The 1314-nt window shown below is 53.7% G+C and carries 1 protein-coding gene; it reads left to right on the top strand.

Annotated elements, in window-relative coordinates:
• Window positions 1–455: 455 nt before the first annotated feature.
• Window positions 456–1314, top strand: an 859-nt coding sequence (locus AC9UEO_RS13705) for a pepsin/retropepsin-like aspartic protease family protein (RefSeq protein ID WP_509534659.1), incomplete at its 3' end; no start/stop codon positions are given.

Below are 1314 nucleotides of genomic sequence, written 5' to 3'. Positions count from 1 at the left end.
CAAAGATGGTATCAGCAGCAGCAGCTGCCTCATCGTCTGACCTTAACTTTGTCTCCACATACAAAAAGGGTCAAAAGTCCGCTAGTCAGGCAGCCCAATCACACGGTGGTAGGCACAGCGGCAGTCACGCGGAGCGTGGCTCAGGTCATGGTAGAGGGGGCCCCAGAGGCAACAATGCCAGAACAAGAGGGGGTTATACTTCGTCCTACCATGACAGAGACCAGAGTCCGGACAGGTCCAACAGAGACCGCGGACGGTCAAACAACCGGGGCCAAGAGCCCGAACGAAGCAGATCAAACGCACCTAGTCATACCAACTGCAGACGATGCGGCCAATCCGGCCACAAGCCATCGAATTGTTGGGCATGGGACAAAAAGTGCATAAACTGCGGCAAGACGGGGCACGTTTCCCCAGCTTGTTTTGAACCACTGGTGCAAAATCCTTCAGGAGGCAGCGTGAATGCTGTCCAAGACAGCTACGAGCGTTTGACAGGCTCACTCGGCAGCATTGTAGCCGACAAGAAAAGGAAGGCCGACAAGAGGGACTGCGAAGTCCTGGCCATTGAGACCCTATCCCAGGTTCCAGTGAGGATCACACCATTGGGACATGACTTCGCCTTTGTATGTGACATGGTTCCGGACTCAGGAGCCATGGTCACAGCCATACCGGCCACAGAAGCGAAAGGTATCTCTCTCTCCCACTCAGACATAGTCCTCCGGGACGCAGGAGGGGAAGAGTTGAAGACCCTAGGAGCCTTCGAGGCATGCATCGGTCTGCAGACGCGAAGTGCTGTAGGCACAATTTATGTGGTTCAAGGGTTGTCGCACCCACTACTTTCTCGCACTAGCATGAAGGAGCTTGGCCTCCTTCACCCGATGTTCCCACATCACCTCACAACGCAAGAAACGGTTGATGAAAAAACCCCGTCCTCTGGAGTCATACAGAGTCTGGTAATAGAGACACATCCTCTGAAAACCAACCATAAGAAGGTACGGTTCGGCCCACCTCAAGGCCAGAGCGACAAAAAGATGTCGCGGATCTTCACTGGCACCCGCCAAAAGACAACAATGTCCAAGAAGACAAAGTGGCCACCAGAGCCAATACATGCGTCGGAAACCGACATGTCAAGTGATGAGGATGAACCTCATCACAACAAATTCAATGTCATGGGACAAGTCCACGGGACACCCACAAAAGGCTACAAGCCCACCAGTTGGAACAAACGGGAGGTCCACGGACCAATATCGAGACAGGCAACACCTGATCCCTTTGAAGGATGCACTCCATCCAAAGAGGCTATCAGGCCCAGGCCAG

This window comes from Limnohabitans sp., assembly GCF_040401495.1.
Taxonomy (GTDB): domain Bacteria; phylum Pseudomonadota; class Gammaproteobacteria; order Burkholderiales; family Burkholderiaceae_C; genus Limnohabitans.
This window is presented reverse-complemented; position numbering and strand designations above follow the sequence as displayed.